General features: G+C 26.9%; 20 protein-coding genes, 3 tRNA genes and 1 rRNA gene. 16 read left to right on the forward strand and 8 right to left on the reverse strand.

The features are described 5' to 3' along the window. Window positions 1-56 precede the first annotated feature (56 nt). Complete coding sequence (locus U0T58_01115; GenBank protein XBC42497.1) at window positions 57-1,202, forward strand: EscU/YscU/HrcU family type III secretion system export apparatus switch protein; 1,146 nt, start codon at window positions 57-59, stop codon at window positions 1,200-1,202. Further along, window positions 1,202-3,295 carry a flagellar biosynthesis protein FlhA gene (gene flhA / locus U0T58_01120; GenBank protein ID XBC42498.1) on the forward strand — a complete coding sequence of 698 codons (2,094 nt, stop codon included), beginning with the start codon at window positions 1,202-1,204 and terminating at the stop codon, window positions 3,293-3,295. Before U0T58_01115 ends, flhA begins: the two co-directional genes overlap by 1 nt. 194 nt (window positions 3,296-3,489) lie before the next feature. Here flhA and argS read toward each other — a convergent pair whose 3' ends face one another. Then, entirely contained in the window at window positions 3,490-5,217 is a 1,728-nt protein-coding gene (gene argS, locus U0T58_01125; GenBank protein XBC42499.1) for an arginine--tRNA ligase, read from the reverse strand. A 385-nt stretch (window positions 5,218-5,602) separates the two neighbouring features. Between argS and U0T58_01130 the strand changes: the two genes are divergently transcribed. The 3 genes from U0T58_01130 to U0T58_01140 all read left to right on the forward strand — a co-directional run bounded on the left by U0T58_01130 (window position 5,603) and on the right by U0T58_01140 (window position 7,401). After that, window positions 5,603-7,152 (forward strand): 16S ribosomal RNA (locus U0T58_01130). 62 nt (window positions 7,153-7,214) lie between these two features. After that, a tRNA-Ile gene (locus tag U0T58_01135) sits at window positions 7,215-7,289 on the forward strand. Window positions 7,290-7,328: 39 nt separating this feature from the next. After that, window positions 7,329-7,401, forward strand: a tRNA-Ala gene (locus U0T58_01140). Here U0T58_01140 and gloB read toward each other — a convergent pair. Together gloB and rnhA are read right to left on the reverse strand one after the other, a co-directional pair. Continuing rightward, window positions 7,393-8,166, reverse strand: coding sequence for a hydroxyacylglutathione hydrolase (gene gloB, locus U0T58_01145; protein XBC42500.1), 774 nt, complete (start codon window positions 8,164-8,166; stop codon window positions 7,393-7,395). The genes U0T58_01140 and gloB overlap by 9 nt on opposite strands. 97 nt (window positions 8,167-8,263) lie before the next feature. After that, window positions 8,264-8,725: a ribonuclease HI gene (gene rnhA / locus U0T58_01150; GenBank protein ID XBC42501.1), complete on the reverse strand. Its 462-nt coding sequence runs from the start codon at window positions 8,723-8,725 to the stop codon at window positions 8,264-8,266. A 21-nt stretch (window positions 8,726-8,746) separates the two neighbouring features. On the opposite strand from rnhA, the gene dnaQ reads away from it, so the two are divergent. From dnaQ to tadA, 6 genes are all read left to right on the forward strand, one after another. Then, window positions 8,747-9,487 (forward strand): DNA polymerase III subunit epsilon, encoded by a 741-nt coding sequence (gene dnaQ / locus U0T58_01155; GenBank protein XBC42502.1) that lies wholly within the window; start codon window positions 8,747-8,749, stop codon window positions 9,485-9,487. 81 nt (window positions 9,488-9,568) lie between these two features. Then, window positions 9,569-9,642, forward strand: a tRNA-Asp gene (locus U0T58_01160). A gap of 351 nt (window positions 9,643-9,993) precedes the next feature. Beyond that, the gene (gene gpt, locus U0T58_01165) at window positions 9,994-10,464 is read left to right on the forward strand and encodes a xanthine phosphoribosyltransferase (protein ID XBC42503.1); all 471 of its coding nucleotides are present in this window, start codon (window positions 9,994-9,996) and stop codon (window positions 10,462-10,464) included. A 115-nt stretch (window positions 10,465-10,579) separates the two neighbouring features. Then, a complete protein-coding gene (gene grpE / locus U0T58_01170; GenBank protein XBC42504.1) occupies window positions 10,580-11,146 on the forward strand; it encodes a nucleotide exchange factor GrpE in 567 nt (188 codons plus the stop codon). 519 nt (window positions 11,147-11,665) lie between these two features. After that, entirely contained in the window at window positions 11,666-12,157 is a 492-nt protein-coding gene (gene smpB / locus U0T58_01175) for an SsrA-binding protein SmpB (GenBank protein XBC42505.1), read from the forward strand. 39 nt (window positions 12,158-12,196) lie between these two features. Beyond that, a complete protein-coding gene (gene tadA / locus U0T58_01180) occupies window positions 12,197-12,655 on the forward strand; it encodes a tRNA adenosine(34) deaminase TadA (GenBank protein XBC42506.1) in 459 nt (152 codons plus the stop codon). Window positions 12,656-12,685: 30 nt separating this feature from the next. On the opposite strand, the gene acpS is transcribed toward tadA, so the two are convergent. From acpS to lepA, 5 genes are all read right to left on the reverse strand, one after another. After that, window positions 12,686-13,066, reverse strand: a complete 381-nt coding sequence (gene acpS / locus U0T58_01185) for a holo-ACP synthase (GenBank protein XBC42507.1) — start codon at window positions 13,064-13,066, stop codon at window positions 12,686-12,688. An 81-nt stretch (window positions 13,067-13,147) separates the two neighbouring features. Continuing rightward, complete coding sequence (gene era, locus U0T58_01190) at window positions 13,148-14,014, reverse strand: GTPase Era (GenBank protein ID XBC42508.1); 867 nt, start codon at window positions 14,012-14,014, stop codon at window positions 13,148-13,150. Beyond that, window positions 14,011-14,691 carry a ribonuclease III gene (gene rnc, locus U0T58_01195; protein ID XBC42509.1) on the reverse strand — a complete coding sequence of 227 codons (681 nt, stop codon included), beginning with the start codon at window positions 14,689-14,691 and terminating at the stop codon, window positions 14,011-14,013. Before rnc ends, era begins: the two co-directional genes overlap by 4 nt. 92 nt (window positions 14,692-14,783) lie before the next feature. Further along, window positions 14,784-15,725, reverse strand: a complete 942-nt coding sequence (gene lepB / locus U0T58_01200; protein ID XBC42510.1) for a signal peptidase I — start codon at window positions 15,723-15,725, stop codon at window positions 14,784-14,786. 28 nt (window positions 15,726-15,753) lie between these two features. After that, a complete protein-coding gene (gene lepA, locus U0T58_01205) occupies window positions 15,754-17,547 on the reverse strand; it encodes a translation elongation factor 4 (protein ID XBC42544.1) in 1,794 nt (597 codons plus the stop codon). A 413-nt stretch (window positions 17,548-17,960) separates the two neighbouring features. On the opposite strand from lepA, the gene mnmA reads away from it, so the two are divergent. The 5 genes from mnmA to U0T58_01230 all read left to right on the forward strand — a co-directional run bounded on the left by mnmA (window position 17,961) and on the right by U0T58_01230 (window position 22,820). Beyond that, entirely contained in the window at window positions 17,961-19,073 is a 1,113-nt protein-coding gene (gene mnmA / locus U0T58_01210) for a tRNA 2-thiouridine(34) synthase MnmA (GenBank protein ID XBC42511.1), read from the forward strand. A 37-nt stretch (window positions 19,074-19,110) separates the two neighbouring features. Continuing rightward, the gene (gene hflD / locus U0T58_01215) at window positions 19,111-19,746 is read left to right on the forward strand and encodes a high frequency lysogenization protein HflD (GenBank protein XBC42512.1); all 636 of its coding nucleotides are present in this window, start codon (window positions 19,111-19,113) and stop codon (window positions 19,744-19,746) included. A 47-nt stretch (window positions 19,747-19,793) separates the two neighbouring features. Then, window positions 19,794-21,182: an adenylosuccinate lyase gene (gene purB, locus U0T58_01220; GenBank protein XBC42513.1), complete on the forward strand. Its 1,389-nt coding sequence runs from the start codon at window positions 19,794-19,796 to the stop codon at window positions 21,180-21,182. 153 nt (window positions 21,183-21,335) lie between these two features. Next, complete coding sequence (locus U0T58_01225) at window positions 21,336-21,932, forward strand: transglycosylase SLT domain-containing protein (GenBank protein ID XBC42514.1); 597 nt, start codon at window positions 21,336-21,338, stop codon at window positions 21,930-21,932. A gap of 102 nt (window positions 21,933-22,034) precedes the next feature. Then, window positions 22,035-22,820: an SDR family oxidoreductase gene (locus tag U0T58_01230; protein XBC42515.1), complete on the forward strand. Its 786-nt coding sequence runs from the start codon at window positions 22,035-22,037 to the stop codon at window positions 22,818-22,820. The last annotated feature ends 84 nt before the right edge of the window (window positions 22,821-22,904 follow it).

A 22,904-nucleotide genomic window follows, 5' to 3' on the forward strand; every position in this document is an offset into this window, starting at 1 on the left:
ATTAAATATATATTATATGTAAAGTAAATTATTTTAATAGTATAAGGTGATTCATTATGAGTGGTGATAACAACGAAGAGAAAACTGAGAAACCGACTAGTCATAAGTTAAAAAAAGCTAAAAAAAAAGGTAGTAAGAGGTATTCTCGTGAATTGCATTCATTATTGATTTTAATAAGTACTTTGATGGTTTTTTGGTTTAACAAGAAAGATATAATAATTTTATTGGAAACAATTATAAGATCTGGTTTAGTTTTTGATAACTATATTATTAGAAATGAGTATATATTTAATTCTAATTTTTTTTTATTAGAAAAATCTAATATTTTCTGTTTGTTTAAAATAATTTTTTTTCCTATGTTTTTAGTTGCATTATTATCAATAATTTTTAGTAATTTGGATTTTCATATTAAATTTTTGACGTTTCGTTTTGATACATTAAATCCTGTTAAAGGATTAAAAAAATTGTTTTCAGGTCAAATTATTATAGAATTATTTAAAACGATATTAAAAGTATTATTTGTTAGTTGTATTTTATATTTTTATGTATCTTACTTTTTTTTAAGATCTTTGAGTTTTATAGATAAGAATATTTTTTCTGCATTACAGTATAGTTTTTTTTCAATTTTCTTATGTATTCTAATTATTTTAATTACAATTATTCCTATTGTTAGTTTTGATATTTTTTTGGAAAGATATAATTATTATAAACGACTTCGTATGACACGTCAAGAAGTAAAAGATGAATTAAAAAAAACAGAAGGAAATCCTTATATTAAGTCTCGCATTCGTAATACTATGAAAACAATAACGCGTCGTCGTATGCTTTGTCATGTATCAAAATCTGATGTGATTATTATGAATCCTGTACATTATGCCATTGCACTTCAGTATGATGAAAAAAATATGAATGCACCAAAAATATTAGCAAAGGGATCTGGTAAATTGGCATTAAAAATTAGAAAAATAGGAGAAACATATTCTGTTCCCATTTTTTTTTCATCTTCATTAGCTTGTGTTTTATATCGTTGTTCGGAAATTGGACAATATATACCTAATACATTATATATAGCTATTGCAGAAGTATTAGCATGGGTATGTAAAGTTCAGAATTGGAAGGAAAAAGGAGGAATTTTTCCAAAGCAACCTAATAATTTTTTTATTCCTTTAAAATTGCATACTTTAGAAGAGGATAAAAATTGATGTTTAATGTTGTATCATTGTCAAATTTTTTAAAACAAATAAAATCAATTAAGTGGCAAACGTTGTCCGGTCCTATATTGATTTTGATTATCTTATCAATGATGATTTTGCCTTTGGCTCCATTTATTTTAGATTTATGTTTTACTTTTAATATAGCTTTATCGATTTTAATATTGTTAGTATCTATGTTTACAACACATACATTGGAATTTACTGCATTTCCTATAATTTTGTTATTTTCTACATTATTACGTTTAGCTTTAAATATTGCATCTACTAGAGTTATTTTATTGAATGGACATATAGGATCTTGTTCTGCTGGAAATGTAATACAAGCATTCGGTCATTTTTTAGTTGGTGGAAATTTTGCAATAGGCATTATTGTATTTGTTATTTTAGTTATTATAAATTTTATGGTAATTACTAAGGGAGCTGGACGAATTGCAGAAGTTGGAGCTAGATTCATATTAGATGGTATGCCGGGAAAACAAATGGCAATTGATGCTGATTTAAATGCAGGTTTAATTGGAGAAGAGCAAGCTAAAAAGCGTAGATTGAGCATTACACAAGAAGCTGATTTTTATGGTTCTATGGATGGGGCAAGTAAATTTGTTAGAGGTGATGCTATAGCAGGAATATTGATTATGGTTATTAATATTATAGGTGGACTAATTGTTGGTATATTACAACATGGTATGTTGTTTACACAAGCAGTAGAAGTTTATACTATATTGACTATAGGAGATGGATTAGTAGCTCAAATTCCTGCATTAGTAATTTCTACAGCTTCTGGGGTTATAGTTACTCGTGTTAGTACAGATCAAAATGTTAGTGAACAAATGATTAGTCAGTTATTTTGTAATCCTAAAGTAGTGTTTTTAAGTGGTATTGTTATAGGAATTCTTGGATTAGTTCCTGGTATGCCAAACATGATTTTTTTATTATTCACTAGTTTGTTATTTTTTTTATCTTGGTCATTATATAAGAATTCATTAGAATTGCAACAAGTGTCATCAAAAAAATATTTGACTGGCGTTTCTAATGATTCTCAGGACGCTACTTGGAACGACGTACAACTGGAAGATTCTATAGGAGTTGAATTAGGTAGTCAACTTATATCTATGGTGCGAAACGATGCGGGGGATAATTTACTAAATAGTATTCGGAACGTACGAAAAGTTTGTGCTAAAAAAATAGGGTTTTTACCTCCATTGATCCATGTTAGAAATAATGTTTATTTACCTGATGACACTTATCGTATATTAATTAAAGGCATTGAAGTAGGTAGAGGTATCGTAAAATATAGTCAATTTTTAGCTATTGATTCTAGCAATACTTTAGATACACTTCCAGCACAGGAGACTATTGATCCTACTTTCCATTTTCGATCATTTTGGATTGATGAATCTTTAGTAAATCAGGCAAAAAATAAAGGTTATAATGTTGTTAAAAGTTATACTATAATTCCTACTCATTTAAATAAGATTATTTTAGATAACGCTAGTAAATTGTTTGGTATACAAGAAGCTCAACAATTACTCAATTATGTTGGAAAATATTTTCCAAAATTGATTGAAGATTTAGTTCCAAATGTAATTAATTTGACAACGTTTCATAAAATTATTCAAAATTTATTATTCGAACATGTTCCAATTCGTGATATGCAAACTATTTTAGAAACTTTAATAACATGTTCTACTTCTCATCAAAATGATTCATTAATGTTAACTAGTTTAGTACGTATTGCTTTACAGAAATTAATTATTCAAAGTATTTTTAAAAATGGTGAGTTGAAAGTAATGGGACTGGGAACTAAATTAGAAAATATACTATTACAAACTTTTCAAAATGAAAGCAATAATGGTAGTATTTTGGAACCAGGATTGTATAGTTATTTTTTAGAAGAATTGAAAAAATCTATTGATAATCAAATTTTACTCAATAACCCTGTGGTATTATTAGTACATCACAAGTTGCGTGCACATTTGTCCAAGATATTATTAAAAGTATTTCCTAATTTAGTTATTTTATCTAATTTAGAATTAGAAGAAAATAGTGAAAGAATACATATTGTTACTGTTATAGGAACTTAATTTAAAATAAAATTTTTATTTATTGTATACTAAAATTATATAGCACATTGATTTTAATCTAATATGTTTTATAAGTATGATAAAGCTGATATATTGTTGCATTGTATGTTATTAATGATATAAATTTTATATATTTTAAGTATATCAAAATAATTATTATCTACATGTTTAAGAAATTAAATATATTTGTTTGTTTACATATAACTAATTGTTGAAATACCAAGAATGTTTAAGCCTAGTTTTAATGTTCTTGCAGTCAAAAATGATAAAATTAATCTACTGTAGCGTATTTTAATATTTTTTGAAAGTAAGATAGAGCATTGTTCGTAAAAGTATGAAAAAATTGTTGCAAGTGCATACAGATAGTTACATAGTATATGAGGCATGCCTTTTTCAGCAGCTTCTAAAATGATTTCTTCGAACTGCAACAATTTCAAACCAAGATTTTTTTCACATTGTTCTTTGAATATAATGTTGCCTTTTAAGTTAAACATGGAAATTTTTAGTTTTTTAAAAATAGATAATATTCGAGTATATGCATACTGTATATAGGGAGCTGTATTTCCATTGAACGATAGTATGTTGTTCCAGTTAAAAATATAATTAGTCAATCTATTTTTAGATAAATCAAAATATTTTACAGCTCCAATACCTATTTTCTTAGCTAAAAAATTTAATTTTTTTGTATTAATTTTAGGATTTTTTTGTTGTGCGATAATTTTAGCACGCTTTATTGCTTCATTAAGTAAATCAGATAATCTTATATTTTCTCCAGATCGAGTTTTAAAAGGACGGTGATGTTCGGACAATATCATACCAAACGTGTGATGTTCTACTTTTAAATTACTAGGAATATAACTAGCTCGTTTTCCTATTTCTATTATTTGCATTAAATATTGATGTTGACGAATATCAGTATAATATAATATTTTATCAGCATTAAAATGTTCATAACGATATTTTAAACATGCTAAATCAGAAGTAGCGTAAAGAAATGCTCCATCTTTTTTTTGTATAATAATTCCTAGTGGTTGCCCATTTCTATTTCTAAAATTTTTTAAGAACACTATTGCTGCACCATGGTGTTTTACTGCTATTTTTCTAGATTTAAGATCTTTTACAATTTCAGGCAACATTTTTCTATAAAAACTTTCTCCTTTAATATGTTTGTTGGTTAAAGTTACATTTAATTTTTTATATATTTTTTCATTTTTCTTAATAGTAATATCTACGATTTTTTTCCAAATGTGTATACATTGTTTATTTTCAGATTGTAGTTTTAAGGTGTATTTTTTAACTATTTTTGAAAAACATTCATCGTTTTCATACTTTTTTTTAGCATGTTGGTAAATTTTGTTAAAATCTATATCGTTTATATTTTTCATTAGTTCTTTATAATTTTTTAAATAAGCAATTATCATTCCAAATTGTATACCCCAATCTCCGATATGATTGGTTCTAATAACATTGTGTCCTAGAAATTCCATCATTCTAGCTGTGGCATCTCCTATAATTGTTGAACGTAAATGACCTACATGCATTTCTTTTGCTATATTTGGAGATGAGTAATCTATAATTATGTTTTTAGATGTGGCATATTTAACATCTAATCGTATCGATTTTATTTTTTTTTCTAATTTTTTTATCATCCATTTTTCATTTAAAAAAATGTTGATAAATCCAGATTTAGATACTTGAATTTTTTGATATATTTTATGGGTATGAATGTCAGAAGCAATACTATTAGCTAAATCATGAGCATTTGTTTTTAATATTTTTGCTATTTTTATTATTCCATCAATTTGATAGTGCCATGGTTTTTTTTGATTGGTGTTATTAATCAAGAGATTGTTTGTATTTTCAATTCCATTATTCATTAAAGCTTGAATTACATGTTTTTCTAATATTAATTTTATATTCATATTTATCTCTTTTGATTATTTTATGTATAGATAGAATTATTATAAATAGTAATTACTATAATAATTGATTGAGTATATTTCAATGTTAGTAGATGTAAAACTCTATCGTTCATAGTTAAATTATGCTTATATTTGAGACGTATAAGTATACTACTTTACGATACAAATCGTGATTATATAAACAATATACATAAAATATGAAAATTTGTACTTAAAATTGTTGACAAAAGATATAAAAAATGTAATTATGTAAAAAGTTTAAAAAGTAATGTTCTTTAAAAAAATATTAGAAAATTCGTGTGGGCACACCAAAATTTAAAAATAAAGCCATTTTAACGTTTTTATTTATTAAAAAATAGTTTTTTATTTTTTATAAAAGAATTTTCAATTGAAGAGTTTGATCATGGCTCAGATTGAACGCTGGCGGCAAGCCTAACACATGCAAGTCGAGCGGCAGCGAAGGAATTTTTTCTGGTCGGCGAGCGGCGAACGGGTGAGTAATATCTGGGGATCTGCCTAAAAGAGGGGGACAACCATTGGAAACGGTGGCTAATACCGCATAATGTTGAAAAACCAAAGTAGGGGACCAAAATTTTTGGCCTTATGCTTTTAGATGAACCCAGACGAGATTAGCTTGATGGTGAGGTAATGGCTTACCAATGCGACGATCTCTAGCTGGTCTGAGAGGACAGACAGCCACACTGGAACTGAGATACGGTCCAGACTCCTACGGGAGGCAGCAGTGGGGAATATTGCACAATGGGCGAAAGCCTGATGCAGCTATGCCGCGTGTATGAAGAAGGCCTTAGGGTTGTAAAGTACTTTCAGCGGGGAAGAAAAAGAATATATTTAATAAATATGTTTTTCTGACGTTACCCGAATAAGAAGCACCGGCTAACTCCGTGCCAGCAGCCGCGGTAATACGGAGGGTGCGAGCGTTAATCAGAATTACTGGGCGTAAAGAGCACGTAGGTGGTTTGTTAAGTCAGATGTGAAATCCCTGGGCTTAACCTAGGAACTGCATTTGAAACTGATGGACTAGAGTATCGCAGAGGGAGGTAGAATTCTAGGTGTAGCGGTGAAATGCGTAGATATCTAGAGGAATACCTGTGGCGAAAGCGACCTCCTAGACGAATACTGACGCTGAGGTGCGAAAGCGTGGGGAGCAAACAGGATTAGATACCCTGGTAGTCCATGCCGTAAACGATGTCGACTTGGAGGTTGTTTCCTAGAGAAGTAGCTTCCGAAGCTAACGCATTAAGTCGACCGCCTGGGGAGTACGGCCGCAAGGCTAAAACTCAAATGAATTGACGGGGGCCCGCACAAGCGGTGGAGCATGTGGTTTAATTCGATGCAACGCGAAGAACCTTACCTGGTCTTGACATCCATAGAATTTTTTAGAGATAGAAAAGTGCCTTCGGGAACTATGAGACAGGTGCTGCATGGCTGTCGTCAGCTCGTGTTGTGAAATGTTGGGTTAAGTCCCGCAACGAGCGCAACCCCTATCCTTTGTTGCCATCGGTTCGGCCGGGAACTCAGAGGAGACTGCCGGTTATAAACCGGAGGAAGGTGGGGATGACGTCAAGTCATCATGGCCCTTACGACCAGGGCTACACACGTGCTACAATGGCATATACAAAGAGAAGCAACTCTGTAAAGATAAGCAAACCTCATAAAGTATGTCGTAGTCCGGACTGGAGTCTGCAACTCGACTCCACGAAGTCGGAATCGCTAGTAATCGTGGATCAGAATGCCACGGTGAATACGTTCCCGGGCCTTGTACACACCGCCCGTCACACCATGGGAGTGGGTTGCAAAAGAAGCAGGTAGCTTAACCAGTTTTTCTGGATGGCACTTACCACTTTGTGATTCATGACTGGGGTGAAGTCGTAACAAGGTAACCGTAGGGGAACCTGCGGTTGGATCACCTCCTTATAAATAATGCTTAATTTTTAGATTGTGCCCACACGAATTTTTTAATTAGTTTTCTATAAAGCAGGCTTGTAGCTCAGCTTGGTTAGAGCACACCCCTGATAAGGGTGAGGTCGGTGGTTCAATTCCACTCAGGCCTAACAAATTTTAAAAATAATTAATATATTTTTTATAGTAAAGGGGCTGTAGCTCAGATGGGAGAGCGCCTGCCTTGCACGCAGGAGGTCAGCGGTTCGATCCCGCTTAGCTCCAGTTATTTTTTTCTTTAATTTTTCTTAATTGAAGCAAAATATTTAATTGAAACATTAGATCTTTATGAATTTTTGTAAATTTTTTTACTTCTATTTTGTCTAAATTTAAAAATGGATTTATCATTTTTTCTATTTTTAGCTTACTCGGTAAAGAGCATTGATTTTTTTGGCGAATTGTTTGAATTTCTTTGTATAATTTAAATATTTTTTTATTATTTGGAAATACAGAACTAGAAAATCTTAAATTATTTAGTGTGTATTCATGTGAGCAGTAAATTAGAGTATTATCAGGAAGACATTTAATTTTTTTAAGAGAATTATACATTTTTAATGCCATTCCGTTTTCTATCTTTCCACATCCTCCATAAAATAGCATATCTCCACAGAATAAATGTGGCTTTTTATAATAAGAAATATGTCCAGAAGTGTGACCTGGAGTAGACAAAACTTTAAATTTAAAATTTAAAATATGGATTTCATCATTATTTGTACATATCCTATTTGTACCAAATTTTTTAGTCTCTTTTGGTCCATAAATTGACAAGTTAGGATATGTTTCTGATAATCTTTTTATTCCACCTACATGATCTTTATGACGATGTGTAACTAGAATAGCTACAGGAAATATATTAAGTTTTTCAATTATGCGAATAATTGTTATATGACAGCCTGGATCAATGATGATACATGACTTATTATGATTTATAATAATCCAAACATAGTTGTCATGTAGTATAGGAACACATTTAATTATTGTACGACGCATTTAATGTACTTTTCCGATTAAGTTTTTTTATTTTGTAAAATATAAAATAATAATAGAATATTGATTTTTTAAAATATTTAAACTAGTATAAGTTAGGTTAAGACATGTATCCCTTATCTTCTAAAGTAGGATTTTTAGCTGAGTATTGTGCTAAATTATTACATTTTTCGTTTTCAATGTGTCCTGAATGACCTTTTACCCAATTCCAATGTAAATTATGTAGGCATGACATTGTGTTTAAACGAGACCATAAATCAATGTTTTTTATTGTTTTATTTTTTGTAGTTTTCCAATTATTAAGTTTCCAACGTTTTATCCATAATAGCATTCCTTTATGCACATATTTACTATCACTTGTAATATCAATTTTGCATGGTTCTTTTAGTTTTTCTAATGCTATTATAATTCCCATTAATTCCATGCGATTATTTGTAGTAAAGTAAAAACCTGAACTAATGATTGTTTCATAAGTTTTATATTGAATAATTGAACTATATCCTCCTGGACCAGGATTACCAAGACAAGATCCATCTGAAAATATTTTAATAAATTTTAACATAATTATGTTTCCTTGATACATATGACATATAAAAAAATACAAAAAAATAGAAGAAAAGTCATTTTAGATACAGAAACTACAGGTATGAATTTTACTGGACGTTTTTATGATACTCATAGAATTATTGAAATTGGAGCAGTAGAAGTTATTGGTAATTACATTACAGGGGATAATTTTCATTCGTATATTTATCCTGATAGATTAGTAGATGATAGTGCTTTTAAAATTCATGGTATTTCTGATGATTTTCTATTAGGTCAACCTAAATTTTTTGAAATAGCTGAAAAATTCCTAAAATATCTTAATAATTCTGATTTAGTTATTCATAATGCTAAATTTGATGTCGGTTTTATTAATTACGAATTAAGTATGCTTAGCAATTTAAGCATAAAAAATATTTCAGAATATTGCAATATTATTGATACATTAACTATGGCTCGCAAGATATTTCCGGGTAAAAAAAATACTTTAGATGCTTTATGTTCTCGATACAAAATTAGTACGAGCCATCGACATGTTCATAGTGCTATTTATGATGCTCAGTTATTAGCTAAAGTATATATATTTATGACTAATTTCCAAGAACCTTTACCATTTTTAGATAACAATACTGCTCGTGATCCTTGCAAAAATAGTTTTAGTTCTTTTAGACATGTACAATCAAAAACTATGTTAGCAACAAATTATGAAAATACTATTCACAAAAAATTTTTGAGAGATATGATTGAAAAATCAGGAAAGTGTATGTGGATAACAAAATGAAATGTACATAAAACGATATTGACAGATACAATATTAGATTGTACAATTTGAATATAAAGTTATTAACAAGTGTAATAGCATGGTGCGGTAGTTCAGTTGGTTAGAATACTGGCCTGTCACGCCGGGGGTCACGGGTTCGAGTCCCGTCCGCACCGTTTTTATTAAATTTTAAAGTTATGTTATAGTTTTGTTATCTTTAAATATTTTGTTTTAAATTTTATATACGATAACAAAATATTTTAAAATTTATAAAATATATTAGAATTTATATGTAATATAAAATGTTTTAAGTAAAAAGATATAATTAGATTTTATTGCTAACATTTAATCGTGAACTAAGCATAGTTTTTATTTTATTAAATAGTATTAGAATAATGAAATTTATTATGTGTTTTAACTTTATATTTATAACAATAAATATAAAAAGTTACTCGTAACTTTAATATAGATCTTATATTTTTCTAATTAATTTTAGAAAACTATACAATTACATTTTTTAGGTTTTTATGAGTAGGAAATACATTGTTACTTGGGATATGTTGCAAGTTTACGCTAGAAAATTAGCTTACAAATTACTTCCATTAGCACAATGGGAAGGTATTATTGCAGTTAGTAGAGGAGGCTTAATACCGTCAGCTTTGTTAGCCAGGGAATTAAATGTTAGATGTGTAGATACTATTTGTGTATCTAGTTATGATCACAATCATTTACGAGATTTAAAAATTTTAAAACATGCTTCTATAAAAAATGTTAATGAATCTAAGATTATTATAGTAGACGATTTAGTAGATACTGGAGGAACAGGTCGTGTGATTCGTAAAATGTACTCTAAAGCAACATTTGTTGCGATTTTTGCAAAACCCCTAGGAAAAGTGTTGGTAGATAAATATATTATTGATATACCTCAAAAAGTTTGGATTGAGCAACCTTGGGATATGGGAATTTCATATCAATCACCATTAGTAAGAGATTTTTGACATTTTTAATTTATTCAAATTATTTTTATGAATATGTAAACTAGTTTTTTAGATTATGAATAGCATCTAATATTTTAGGAAATGTTGTTAAAATATTATATTTTTAGAAGAGTATATGATGATGGATATAAATGAAAAATTGTTAAATCAAGATAATATCGCTACTAATATTGATTCAAAAAATGATGCATCAAAATTAGAAAATGATACTGATATAAAACAAGTAAATGTACTTAAAAAAATTATTTCAGATCTTGAAGCAGATTTTTTGAACCAAAAAGCATTATCACAAGAAAGACTAAAGTTATATCGTAATAGAATACAAAAAGACGTTAACAATGCTCTTAAATTTTCTTTAAATAATTTTATTAACTCATTACTTCCTACTATAGACAATATTGAACGCGCGTTAGGAGTATTTGATGAAAAAGATGAACATGTTAAATCTATATTTTATGAATTAAAAGTTATTTTAAGATCTTTTATGAAGTTATTTAAGAAATTTGGTTTAATAGTGATAGATGAATCAAACGTACCGTTTAATCCTGACATACATCAGGCCATGATTATAAAGTCATCTTCAGATAAACAAGAAAATTGTGTTATTTCAATTATACAAAAGGGTTATTTACTTAATGGTAGATTGTTACGTCCAGCAATGGTAATAGTTTCTAAACCATAAATAGAAGTTTATAATATGTCAAAACGTTATTTTCTTGCAGAACATGTAGAAATATTTTATATTTTATTCTGCAAGAACGCTAGTTAAAATAATTTTTATTTTTTTTCAAATGGATGTTCTTTTTTTGAGTCTTAGTGTTTGTGGATCTATTTTAACAGCTGTCTATAAATTTTAATTCGATTTCCATCGTTTATTAAATCATTTAAATCTATTATTTTTCTATAAATTCCTACTTTATTTTTCTTATATCTATTTTATATCATTAATAATATTAGATTCTAATATAACCTTTTCTATAGAAATTCTATGTTTTAATTTCATTTTTAATATATTGTTTATTTTTTAAAGCTTTATATTATAATGACATTAATAAACTTCATTTTATATAACATTAATGTTTATTATTTATAAGGTATAATTTGTTATTACAATAGAAACTAACTAAAATTATATATGTTTATATTAATAATACTCATTTTCATGATGTATAGTTATTTTATTAAATTTGAGATCAAGACTATGGTAATACAAAATAGAACAAAGGATTTGATTGTAAATATTGTTATTAACAGAAAAGCAAAACATAGATATTTTATACAAGAAACGTTAGAAGCTGGTTTAATTTTGTTTGGTTGGGAAGTAAAAGCGTTTAAGTCAGGTAATGTAAATATTAGTGATAGTTATGTTTCTTTTCATTCGGGAGAGGTATATTTGATAGGATCACAATTTAATTCTCTTTATACTACTGATGTACATACTTTACGTAATTCTAATAGACATCGAAAAGTATTGCTACATAAAAATGAAATCCTTTCTTTATACAACAAAATATATAAACATGGTTATACTGCTATAGCGTTATCTTTTTTTTTAAGAAATAACTGGTGTAAAATGAAAATTGCTATTGTTAAAGGAAAAACACAATATGATAAACGTGAAATTAAAAAGCAATCTCAGTGGAAACGTGAGAAAAATCGAATTGTTAAAAAGAGAATTAACAATTATAGTTAATTGACGTATTAACTTAGTAAATTTGTTTGGAATAGAAATATGAATGAAAATGACAAATATTTTATGAAACGTGCTCTTAATTTTGCTAAAATAGCTGAAATAGATGCAGAAGTTCCTGTAGGAGCAGTGTTAGTACTAAATAATATCATTATTGGTGAAGGCTCAAACAATTCTATTTCAAGTCATGATCCAACTGCTCACGCTGAAATAATAGCGTTGCGTACAGGAGGAACTTTTTTAAAAAATTATCGTTTATTAAATACAACATTATATGTAACGTTAGAACCGTGTTTTATGTGCTATGGAGCTATTATTCATAGCAGAATTTCTAGGTTAGTATTTGGAACAAGTTATAATAACGAAAATAGTTGTACTTGTTTTAATAACAATTTATTAAAAAAAATAAAAAGTAATAAAATAATTATTACCAAAAATATTTTAAAAGAAGAATGTAAAAGTATATTAAAAATGTTTTTTAAGCAAAAAAGAAGAAAGTAATTTTTATAAATATGAACTTATGTACTAAAATTATTTTTCAATAATAACAATAGTAGTTATATATGATTTTTCATCACTTAAACTAACGTGAATCAAATTTACATTCAAATGTTCAGCAATTTTTTTTGCTTGGTTTAAAAATCTTACATATGGTTTTCCTAAATTATCATGATACAATTCAAAATTGTTAAATTTTATTCCATTTTTTATTCCTGTTCCTAATGCTTTTGAAGCTGCTTCTTTAATAGAAAATCTTTTTGCTAAAAATAAAATAGGATTTTTATTATTTTTATACTCATCTAGTTCGTTATTAGACAATATATGACGCGAAAATTTTTTTCCTAATTTATAAACGACATTTTTAATTCTTGTTATAGATAAAATATCTATACCTATTCCAATAATACTCATTTTTGTTCCTTAATTATATTTTTATAAGTTTTTTATAATAATGATCTATGATATTTACTTATTATTAAATATAAATTATATTTATAAAAAATATGACATGTTTTTTTCTGTGACGAATAACGAAAGATATACTGAACGTTTAAAATATCTTTCTAGTTCTTTTCTAGCTATAGTGCCACATAACTTTATTTTTTTACCTTGATGTCCAATAATAATTTTTTTATGTTGATTATTCTTTACAAATATGACTGCCTTTATAATGTAGAATTTTTTCTTACTGAAATTAATATTTTCAACTATTATTTTTATTGAATGAGGAAGTTCATCTCCTAAATAAAATATAAATTTTTCTCGAATAATTTCTTCAATATGAAAGTATAAACTATGACTTATTATTTGATTCGGGGGAAATTTGGGTGGAGATATAGGCAACAATTTTTGAACTATTTTTGATAATATATTTATATTTTCTCCTGTTTTTCCTGAAATAGGTAAAATATCTTGAAATGGATACTTTTTTCTTAAGTATTCTATATAAGGTAGTAAAATTGTTTTTTTTAAAATTTTATCGTTTTTATTAATAATAGCTATTATAGGAATAGTAGCATCATTTTTTATAATGTTTAAAGCTAAGTCATCTTCTGGCGTCCAATTAGTTCTATCTAAGACAAGTAATATTAATTCTGCATTATTACACAATTTGCTTATATGACGATGTTGGACTTTGTTTACAAAATTTGTACATTTATACGATATTCCAGGCGTATCTGTATAAATTGCTTGAAATTCTTTATAATTTTGAATTCCAATAATATTATTTTGAGTAGTATTTGGTTTTTTGGAAACTATAGATATTTTAGAGTGTATTAATTTATTAATTATTGTTGATTTTCCTACATTTGGTTTTCCAGTAATAACAATTGTACCACAATAATTTATTTTCTTCATTCTAGCCCTAATTTAGCTAATACGCTTTGTGCAGCTTCTTGTTCAGCTTTTCTTCTACTAGAACCAATCCCGATCGATTTTTCATCCATTCCAGTAATTTCACAGTAAATAGTAAATAATTGATTATGTGCTTCTCCATATACTTGTTCTACTAAATACGCAGGAAGTGGTAAATGTTTTGATTGCAAATATTCTTGCAATCTAGTTTTTGGATCTTTTTGAGTATCTCCAGGGCTAATTTTTTCTAATCTTTTTTTATACCATTTTAAGATTAATTTTTCTACTGTTTTCAAATTGCTATCCAAAAAAATACTTCCAATAAGTGCTTCTATAGTATTAGCTAATATTGATTCTCTTCTAAAACCTCCACTTTTTAGTTCTCCTTGACCTAATTGTAAGTAATTTCCTAGATTAAATTCGTATGCTATTTTTGCTAAGGTATTTCCTCGAACTAAAGTTGCTCTCATTCTACTCATGTCTCCTTCATTCACATTGGGAAAATAATGATAAAGAGCATTGGCTATAACAAAACTTAGAATAGAATCTCCTAAAAATTCAAGTCTTTCATTATGTTTACTATTTGCACTTCTGTGTGTTAATGCTTGAATTAATAAATTCTTTTTAATAAAATTATATCCTAAAATTTTTTGTAATTTTCGTACTACACTGTAATTCATGTTATTGCCGATTATACTAATTTAATAGTGTATATCATTTAATAGTTGTATGTGCATTTTACCATAAGAGATATTAGTATTTTCAAATTATTTTAATATATACTTCCAAGACGATTTATTCTTATACCTGTTGGCCAACTGTGTTCTTTTTTCTCAATACTCATCCATATAATAGTAGCTTTTCCTACTAAATTTTTTTGCGGAACAAATCCCCAATAACGACTGTCTAGACTATTATCTCTATTATCGCCCATAACAAAATACATATTTTTTGGAACGATCCAAGTTCCTTTTTGTTGATTAAATTGTTGAAAATACATAGTTGTTTTATCTGTTATTTCTTTGGAAAATAATATTTTATAAGTTAAATTTTCTAATTTCTCTTGACAGATATTTAAACGAAAAATATTATTTTGTGTCTTTTTTTGATCATTCAAGTGATCATTAAAGGAGTAAGTTTCTATATCATTTTCAAATATTTGTATAAAATTACTTAATTTTAAATGAGTATGAACAAGTACTTTTTTTTGCGTATAACATTTTTTTTGAATATCTTCAAATTGTATAAATAAATTTTTAGTAAATGAATCATACGTAATTTTGTCTCCAGGTAATCCAATTACTCGTTTAATGTAATTTAAACGTATATCTTTCGGGTATTTAAAAACTATAATATCGCCTCGTTTAGGATAATTTATATCAATTAATGTAGTATGAGTAATAGGATCTTTAATTCCATAAGAAAACTTTTGAACTAATATTAAATCTCCTACTAATAATGTAGGCATCATAGATCCAGATGAAATGTGAAATGGTTCATATACGAAAGAACGAACTAAAAATACTATAAAAAAAATAGGAAAAAAAGATGATATATTTCGAATCCAATTTTGAATTAATATTGTTTTCTTAATATTATTGACGTAATTTTTCGAATTTCTTTTTAAAGTATTTTTTATTTTTTCATAACACCAAAATGTTCCAGTAATTAACACAGAAATTAATAAAATAATAGCTAAATGATCATTATTCATAAAATTATGTGCCTTTATTTTTAATCTGTTAGTTTTTTTTATTATCTAATATAGATAAAAATACTTCTTGAGGAATATTTATATTTCCTATTTTTTTCATTTTCTTTTTTCCAAATTTTTGTTTTTCTAACAGTTTTTTCTTTCTAGTAACATCTCCTCCATAACATCTGGATAACACATTTTTTCTTAATTGTTTAATAGTAGAACGTGCAACAATTTTTGTTCCTATTATAGCCTGAATAACAATATCGAATTGATGTCTTGGAATTAATGTTTTTATTTTCTCTATTATTTTTTGTGCTTGAATAATGGATTTTTTTTTATGGATGATTAATGACAAAGCATCAATTTTTTTATAATTAATTAATATATCTAATTTTTTCATATCAGAAGTTTTATACGATTCGAAATCGTATTCTAATGATGCATAACCACTAGATTCGGACTTCAATTGATCAAAAAAGTTTTGTACAATTTCTGACATTGGTATACTGTAACACAATAATATTTGATTATCATAATATATTAGATCGTTTTGTATTCCTCTTTTTTGTGAGCATAAAAATAATATATTACCTAAGTATTTAATCGGAAATAAAATTTTACATATAGCAATAGGTTCTTGGATATGTTTTATTTTGTTTAGTTCTGGAAACTTAGATGGAGAATCAAGAAAAATAGTTTTATTATTGCATGTTTGTATTTTGTACACTACCGTAGGTGCAGTAGTTACTATTTCAAGAAAATATTCTCTTTCTAACCTAGCTTGTATTACTTCCATATGTAATAGCCCTAAGAATCCGCATCTAAATCCAAATCCTAGTGCTGTGGAAGTTTCAGGTTCATAAAATAAAGATGAATCATTTAAACTTAGCTTATCTAGTGCATTTTTAAAGAGATTGAATTGACTGCTTTGAATAGTGAATAAACCTGCATAAATTTGAGGTTTAATTTTTTTGAAACCAGGTAAAGCGTATTTTGACGAACTATGAACTGAAGTTAAAGTGTCGCCAACAGGAGCTCCAGAAATGTTTCTAATTCCACAAATAATCCAACCTATTTCTCCACATTCTAAACGATCTTTATATATTCGTTTAGGAGTAAATATTCCCATTTTTTCTATAGAGTGTGTTTTTCCTGTACTTATAACTTTAATTTTAGATTTTTTTTTAAGAGTTCCATTTTTTATACAAATTAGAGAAACTACTCCTAAATAATTGTCAAACCATGAATCAATAATTAGTGCTTGTAATTCATGATTGACTTTCCCTTTTGGAGGCAAGATATCGTAAACAACTCGTTCTAATAAATCAACGATACCTTTTCCTGTTTTAGCTGAACAATATATTGAATTTTTTGTAGAAATTCCTATAATTTTTTCTATATCTTTTTCTACTTTTACTGGATCGGAATTTGGTAAATCAATTTTATTTAAGACAGGTATGATCTTTAAATTCATATCAATAGCTTTACGACAATGAGATACAGTCTGTGCTTCTACTCCTTGTACTGAATCTACAATTAATAAAACACCTTCACAAGCGTATAAAGAACGCGATACTTCGTATGAAAAATCTACGTGTCCTGGAGTATCAATAAAGTTTAATTGATATCTTTTTTGTTTTAGTGATGTGTATTGTATTGAAACACTTTGAGCTTTAATTGTAATTCCTCTTTCTTTTTCTAGTTCCATTGAATCTAATACTTGAGAACACATCTCTCTTTCTGACAATCCTCCGCAAGTTTGAATAAGTCTATCAGAAATAGTCGATTTTCCATGATCAACATGAGCAATAATACAAAAATTTCTTATATTTTTCATTGAAATTATAGTTACTCCTGATATAATTAAACAATTTTTCGTTATCTCAGACAAAACTAATTTTTTAAAATATACTATTAATTTGTATTTGTTTATATGTGATATTTTTTATTTTTATATACTTTATAGTTTTTAAAATTAAATTAATTAATTAAAATATATATTTATTTAAGGTTAACATAAATTTTTGATAATATTAATATATATACTATATTCTTAAAATTTTAATAGTATAAATAAAACTTCTATGTCGTCAAAATATATTTCTTTTATTTATATACTTATATTGTGATAATTAATATTAAATCAAAATATATTACAGAGATTTAACGTATTACTAATAGTTTTATTTTTGTTTTAAACAAGAATGTTATATAAAATTTGAGAAATTTTATCTTTATAAAGTAAATTATATGCTGAAATTGAAAAAAAAAGTAGTTCTAGCTATGTCTGGAGGTGTAGATTCATCTGTGTCTGCATGGATTTTAAAACAAAAAAATTATTATGTAGAAGGTCTATTTATGAAAAATTGGGAGGAAAATGATAGCAGCACTTATTGTTCTGCAAAACAAGATCTACTGGATGTCGAACATGTGTGTCATCAAATAGGCATTCGTTTGCATAAAGTTAATTTTTCTTTTGAGTATTGGGAAAATGTATTTAAAATATTTTTAAAAGAGTATAAGTTAGGTCATACGCCAAATCCTGATGTATTATGTAATAAAGAAATAAAGTTTAAGGTATTTTATGAATTTGCTATGAACAACTTAGAAGCAGATTTTATTGCTACTGGTCATTATGTTCAAAAAAGAGAATTCAGAAAATCATCGTTATTATTACGTGGTGCAGATATTAAAAAAGATCAAAGTTATTTTTTATATACTATTGATAGAAACGTTCTCAATAAGTGCTTATTTCCATTAGGAACATTGACCAAGCAATCTGTTCGAAAAATTGCTAGAAATTTAAATCTTATTGTATCTCATAAAAAGAACTCTACTGGAATTTGTTTTATTAATCCAAAAAGTATTAACACTTTTCTACAAACTTATATTCCTCAAAAAAAAGGAAACATAATTACTATTTCTGGTAAAGTGATAGGAAAACATAATGGATTAGCATATTATACTTTAGGACAAAGGAAAGGGTTGGGAATAGGGGGGATAAAAGGATTTAAAAGCATTCCATGGTATGTAATAGATAAAAGTATTGTTTTTAATTCTTTAACTGTTGCTCAAGGTATTAACAATTTCTATTTAATGTCGATAGGATTTATAGTACATCAGTTACATTGGATAAATGATATTAAGTTAGGAAATGATCCTTTTTTATGTTCAGTAAAGATAAGGTATTGTCAAAAAGATGTTTCATGTAAAATATTTTTACATAAAATAAAATATGTTAAAGTATTATTTAAACATCCGATTTCATCAATAACTCCCGGGCAATCTGCAGTATTTTATTTATCGAAATTATGTCTTGGAGGAGGAATTATTAAAGAAAAGCTACCTATGTTAACACTATAAAAATTTTGCTATTTTATACTATAGGAAAGTTATAATCGTGAAAAAAAATTTTTATTCGATTATGTTATCTCTTTCTGGAATATGTCAATCTGTAGCTATAGTACATCAGTTGTCTCAAACTGGAATTTGTAATGATGATGCATTTAAAGTTAGTATTGATAGTATTTTAAACATTAATCCGAATACTACATTGTCTGTATATGGGAATTTGGAAAAAAATTTGAAATTAGGAGCAAAGACTCTATTATCTTTGCTTAATAATTCTAATAGTTACGATACTTCAGGACGAATGTTACGTTATATACTTAAAATCATTGTTTTGGAAAAAAAACTAAGAAGTAATGTTGTCTGTAAAACGATATTGTCTGAAAAAATTTATATGCTAATAAAAAAAAATACAAATCATTATAATTCATATGATATATTAACTGATCAGTTATCAGAAATATATTTACAAGTTATTAGTAAGTTAGGATCTCGTATTCAAATATTTGGATCACAAGAAATATTGAAAAATATATTAATACAAAATAAAATTCGTTGTGCGCTGTTTTCAGGTATTCGTTCGGCTGCTTTATGGAGACAGTTAGGTGGAAATTTTTTTCAATTTATTTTTTTTAAAAATCAAATATACAATCAAGCTAATAATATATTTAAGAAATTTTTATCTTAAATTTTTAATATAAAGTTTGTGTGTTTTCTTAAAGAGGTAAGTATATAATGATATTATCATCTCTTACTGCCGTTTCACCTATTGATGGACGTTATAGTAATCATACTACTAAACTACGAGATATTTTTAGTGAATATGCATTTTTAAAATTTCGCGTAAAAATAGAGTTATTATGGTTAAAAAAATTATTGACATTAAATGAAATAAAAGTTTCTTTTAAAGAAGACAAAACTATTAATCATTGTTTAGATGAAATTATAAATAATTTTAACGAAAATGATGCTCAAAATATAAAAAAATTAGAAAGAGTTCTTCTTCACGATGTAAAATCAATAGAGTATTTTTTAAAAGATAAATTATTTAAAATGCTAGGTACACATCGAATTATAAATTTTGTACATTTTTCTTGTACTTCAGAAGATATAAATAATTTAGCTTATTCTTTAATGTTAAAAACTGCTAGAAAAAAGATCATTATCCCGATGTGGGAAAATATTATTAAAGAAATAAAAAAGATCATATCTCATTATTACAACTTTCCTATTTTGTCTCGTACTCATGGTCAACCAGCTACTCCATCAACAATAGGAAAAGAGATGGTTAATTTTTCTTATAGAATAGAACGTCAATTAAAACAATTAAAAAATATTAATTTATTGGGTAAAATTAATGGATCTACGGGAAACTATAACGCTCATATTTCTGCTTATCCTGATATAAATTGGCATCAAATTAGTCAAGATTTTGTTCTATCTCTTGGATTGATCTGGAATCCTTATACCACCCAAATTGAGCCTCATGATTATATTTCTGAATTTTTTAGTTGCATAGCTAGAGTTAATACAATTCTAATTAATTTTAATCAAGACATGTGGGGATATATTTCATTAAATTATTTTATTCAAAAAAATAATCCTAATGAAGTTGGATCTTCTATTATGCCTCATAAGATAAATCCTATAAATTTTGAAAATTCTGAGGGAAATCTTGGTCTTTCAAATGCTATGATAAACTATTTTGTTAATAAATTACCTATTTCTCGTTGGCAGAGAGATTTGAGTGATTCTACAGTGTTACGGAATATAGGATCAATTATAGCTTATTCGATTATAGCATACGATTCTCTTATATTTGGCATGCAGAAGTTAAAAGTCAATGAAGTACAATTACTCGAAGATTTGAACAAACATTGGGAAATATTAGCAGAACCTATTCACACTGTAATGTGTAAATATGGTATAAGAAATGCTTATGATAAACTAAAGTTATTAACTAGAGGCAACAAAATTAGCTCGGCTATAATTCATAGTTATATTAACAGTTTAACTATTCCAGAAGAAGAGAAAATACGGTTAATTCAATTAACTCCGATGAATTACTTAGGTTTAGCAACAAAATTAGCAAAAAATTTCAAAAATCAACAATATTATGAATAATATTAATTTGTATTATAAATAGTTTTATATTGTTGTTGCTTTAGACATTATGGTAAAATATGAAATAATAGTAATATAGTAAATACAATTAAATTTCATTTTAAATAAAATTATTTATGTATAAACTTAAATTATTAAAAAAAAATAATGTTTGTGACATACATTGTTTTTTTTATAATGTTATTTTCTGGATTTAATAATTCAGGAACAAAAAATAGAAATAATTATAAAGCACGTATTTATAACCATTTTTGTTCAACTAAATTTATACATTCTTGGTCAAAGATTATTAAACAATCTTCTAAGAAATACAAAGTTGATGAAAGGTTAATTAAATCAATAATTTGTATTGAATCTTCTGGAAATACAAAAGCTATTAGTCGTTCGAATGCTATTGGACTAATGCAAATAAAACCTTTTAGTGCCGGCAGAGAAGTATATCGCTTTCAAGGAAAGATAGGTCAACCATCTCTTCGTGATTTATATAATCCTAAAATTAACATTGATATAGGTACAGCATATGTTCATATTTTGCAACATCGAGAACTAGTTGGTATTCATAACATGGAAATGTTAAGATATGCTACAATTATATCATATGTAAATGGTTCACAAGCATTATTTAGAACTTTTTCGAGTAGTAGAGAAGAAGCAATAAAGAAGTTAAACAAGATGAAAAAACAGGAATTTTTTAGTCACATAAAAAAAAACATCGAGCATTACAAGCTTGGAAATATCTTAAAAAAGTAATAATGATTTATCATTTAATATAGTTTTATGATTTGAAATGGTCAAAGTCATTTAAATATTTTATATTATTTAGAAATATAAACTTTTTTTATAGGATATTCTATGGGTTTTATGAAGGGTAAAAAAATTTTAATTACTGGAATAGCAAACCGATATTCTCTTGCATTTGGTATAGCAAAAGCGATGCATGCACAAAGTGCTACGTTAGCGTTAACATATCATCTTGATAAAGTAAAAGAGAAAGTTTGTTCTTTAGCAAAAGAGCTAGGAATTGACATTGTTTTTCCATGTGATGTATCCAGTGATGATAGTATCAAAAAATTATTTTTAAATATATCGAGAAGATGGAAAAAATTTGATGGATTTGTTCATGCTATCGCATTTTCTCCTCAAAATCAAATGTCTGGAGATTATGTGAATAATATTACTAGAAGTGATTTTTCTCGTGTTCATGATATTAGTTCTTACAGTTTTGTAGGTATGGCCAAAGAATGTAGATCTATGTTAAAAAAAAATTCTTCTATTTTAACTTTAAGTTATATAGGTGCTAAGCAAGCAGTTTCCAATTATAATGTTATGGGCGTTGCAAAAGCTTCTTTAGAATCTAACGTAAGGTATATGGCTAACAGTATGGGAATAGATAGTATTAGAGTAAATGCAATATCCTCTGCTCCTATAAAAACTTTGTCTGCATATGGAATTAAAAACTTTAAAAAAATGTTAAACTTTAGTAATGTTATTGCTCCTTATAACCATCCAGTAACTATTCAGGATATAGGGAACACCGCAGCATTTTTATGTTCTAATTTGTCTAGGGGTATTACGGGGCAAATAATTTACGTAGATGGGGGATTTAATATTACTGCTATGAATAAATTAGACGATTAATTAAATTAATAAAATGAATATTATTTCGTATGTTTTATAATCGATTAAACATTTTGTTTATATAAAAGTATAATAAAGGCTATT

It is taken from the genome of Buchnera aphidicola (Meitanaphis elongallis), assembly GCA_039830015.1.
GTDB classification, from domain to species: domain Bacteria; phylum Pseudomonadota; class Gammaproteobacteria; order Enterobacterales; family Enterobacteriaceae; genus Buchnera_B; species Buchnera_B aphidicola_AU.

Coding starts and splice junctions, on each gene's coding strand:
- flhA (XBC42498.1), top strand. CDS start 1,202: ATGTTTAATGTTGTATCATTGTCAAATTTTTTAAAACAAATAAAATCA.
- dnaQ (XBC42502.1), top strand. CDS start 8,747: ATGACATATAAAAAAATACAAAAAAATAGAAGAAAAGTCATTTTAGAT.
- grpE (XBC42504.1), top strand. CDS start 10,580: ATGATGATGGATATAAATGAAAAATTGTTAAATCAAGATAATATCGCT.
- argS (XBC42499.1), bottom strand. CDS start 5,217: ATGAATATAAAATTAATATTAGAAAAACATGTAATTCAAGCTTTAATG.
- rnc (XBC42509.1), bottom strand. CDS start 14,691: ATGAATTACAGTGTAGTACGAAAATTACAAAAAATTTTAGGATATAAT.
- rnhA (XBC42501.1), bottom strand. CDS start 8,725: ATGTTAAAATTTATTAAAATATTTTCAGATGGATCTTGTCTTGGTAAT.
- lepB (XBC42510.1), bottom strand. CDS start 15,725: ATGAATAATGATCATTTAGCTATTATTTTATTAATTTCTGTGTTAATT.
- acpS (XBC42507.1), bottom strand. CDS start 13,066: ATGAGTATTATTGGAATAGGTATAGATATTTTATCTATAACAAGAATT.
- purB (XBC42513.1), top strand. CDS start 19,794: ATGATATTATCATCTCTTACTGCCGTTTCACCTATTGATGGACGTTAT.
- mnmA (XBC42511.1), top strand. CDS start 17,961: ATGCTGAAATTGAAAAAAAAAGTAGTTCTAGCTATGTCTGGAGGTGTA.
- U0T58_01115 (XBC42497.1), top strand. CDS start 57: ATGAGTGGTGATAACAACGAAGAGAAAACTGAGAAACCGACTAGTCAT.
- tadA (XBC42506.1), top strand. CDS start 12,197: ATGAATGAAAATGACAAATATTTTATGAAACGTGCTCTTAATTTTGCT.
- lepA (XBC42544.1), bottom strand. CDS start 17,547: ATGAAAAATATAAGAAATTTTTGTATTATTGCTCATGTTGATCATGGA.
- U0T58_01230 (XBC42515.1), top strand. CDS start 22,035: ATGGGTTTTATGAAGGGTAAAAAAATTTTAATTACTGGAATAGCAAAC.
- gpt (XBC42503.1), top strand. CDS start 9,994: ATGAGTAGGAAATACATTGTTACTTGGGATATGTTGCAAGTTTACGCT.
- gloB (XBC42500.1), bottom strand. CDS start 8,166: ATGCGTCGTACAATAATTAAATGTGTTCCTATACTACATGACAACTAT.
- era (XBC42508.1), bottom strand. CDS start 14,014: ATGAAGAAAATAAATTATTGTGGTACAATTGTTATTACTGGAAAACCA.
- smpB (XBC42505.1), top strand. CDS start 11,666: ATGGTAATACAAAATAGAACAAAGGATTTGATTGTAAATATTGTTATT.